Annotated in this window: 2 protein-coding genes and 1 pseudogene; all 3 read left to right on the top strand. The window is 71.1% G+C overall.

Annotation, left to right across the window (positions count from 1 at the left end):
- Positions 1 to 435 (top strand): annotated as a pseudogene (locus ACFV9O_RS40205) (hypothetical protein); the annotation flags it as partial.
- Between the two features lie 107 nt (positions 436 to 542).
- On the top strand, positions 543 to 1,169 hold the full coding sequence (locus ACFV9O_RS40210) for a TlpA disulfide reductase family protein (protein WP_100452125.1): 627 nt from the start codon (positions 543 to 545) through the stop codon (positions 1,167 to 1,169).
- 5 nt (positions 1,170 to 1,174) lie between these two features.
- The coding region (locus ACFV9O_RS40215) for a cytochrome c biogenesis CcdA family protein (protein ID WP_385428013.1) at positions 1,175 to 1,824 on the top strand (650 nt) is incomplete at its 3' end.

The following is a 1,824-nucleotide window of genomic DNA, read 5'->3' on the forward strand; positions in this document are numbered from 1 at the left end:
GACTACAACTTCATGTACAACCAGTCCCAGAACTCCACCCAGGGCCCGCCCGGCAACCACCCGGCCTGGCGCGAGCAGGCGACCGGCGCCTATGTGGCCGGGTTCCGCCGCGCGTACGAGTCGAACCGCGCCCCCCTGTTCATCGGCAACCACTTCGAGGAGTGGAACGGCGGCATCTACATGGACGCCGTCGAGGAGGCCCTGAAGCAGATGGCCGGGGAGAAGGACGTCCGGCTGGTCTCCTTCCGGCAGCTGGTCGACTGGCTCGACGCGCAGACTCCCGAGGTGCTGGCCAAGCTCCGCGCGCTGGAAGTCGGCGAGGCCCCGCCCGGCGGCTGGAAGGCGTACCTGAAGGAGGCCGGGCCGGGGGCCGGCAAGGAGAGCGGGGGCGGCGAGGAGAGTGGTGGGGCCGGCCGGAAGGGCCCCGCCGCCTGACTTGGAAGGAACGATTCCGCACGTCCGGAAATCGCCCCTGACATGCGTTGATGCACCGTAGAGGGGGGTGCCCGAGATCGCGGGGGACGACATGGGAAACTTTTCACATGAGTGCCGCCCGTCGCGCCCCCCGCTCTCGCCGTGTCCTCACCCGGCGCCTCTCGCTGACCGCCGGAGCCGCCGTCGGCGCCCTGCTGCTCACCGCCTGCGGTGAAGGGGACGGCGGCACCACCCAGAGTGGTTCCGGCGCCAACTTCGTCGCGGGCAAGGACGGCATCTCCAAGGTCGCCAAGGGCGAGCGCAAGGAGGCCCCGCGCCTCAAGGGCGAGACCCTCGACGGCGGCACCTTCGACCTCGCCGACCACCAGGGCAAGGTCGTCGTCGTCAACGTCTGGGGCTCCTGGTGCCCCCCCTGCCGCGCCGAGGCCTCCAACCTGGTCAAGGTCGCCGAGGACACCGCAGACCAGGGGGTCCAGTTCGTCGGCCTCAACACCCGCGACTTCAACAAGGGCCCGGCCATCGCCTTCGAGAAGGACTACGAGGTCGAGTACCCGAGCATCTACGACCCGCAGGGCAAGCAGATCCTGCGCTTCCCGCGCGGCAGCCTCTCGCCGCAGGCCATCCCCTCCACGGTCGTCATCGACCGGGACGGGAAGATCGCGGCCCGCACCCTCCAGGCGGTGAGCGAGAAGCAGCTGCGGTCGATGATCGACCCGGTCCTCGCGGAGAAGTGACCCCCGTGTCCGCCCTCGTGACCGCCTCGGCTCCCGAGGCCGCCGCTCTCCTCGCGGCCGTGCCGAACGAGACCGTGCAGAACGGCGCCCTGCTGCTGGCCCTGCCGATCGCGCTCCTCGCCGGCCTCGTCTCCTTCTTCTCGCCGTGCGTGCTGCCGCTCGTCCCCGGTTACCTCTCCTACGTCACCGGCGTCAGCGGCAGCGACCTCGGCGAGGCCCGCCGGGGCCGGATGGCGCTCGGTGCCTCCCTCTTCGTGCTCGGCTTCACCGCGGTCTTCGTCTCCGGCGGCGCCCTCTTCGGCGGCATCGGGATGACCCTCCAGGAGCACCGCGAGATCATCTCCCGGGTGCTGGGCGCCCTGACGATCCTGCTCGGCCTCTTCTTCATGGGCGGCATGTCCTGGCTCACCCGCCGGGAGTTCCGCTTCCACGCCAAGCCGGAACGGGGCCTGTGGGGCGCGCCGATGCTCGGCGTGCTCTTCGGCATCGGCTGGACGCCCTGCATGGGCCCGACCCTGGCCGCCGTCAACAACCTCGCCCTCTACGACGGCAGCGCCGGACGGGGCGCGGTTGGTGATGCTGGTGGGCCAGGCCGAGAGGCAGGCGAGGATCTCGGCGCCGTCCAGGGCGAGGGAGCGGGCGGACTCGGGGAAGG

The organism is Streptomyces sp. NPDC059909, assembly GCF_042730885.1.
Classification (GTDB): domain Bacteria; phylum Actinomycetota; class Actinomycetes; order Streptomycetales; family Streptomycetaceae; genus Streptomyces.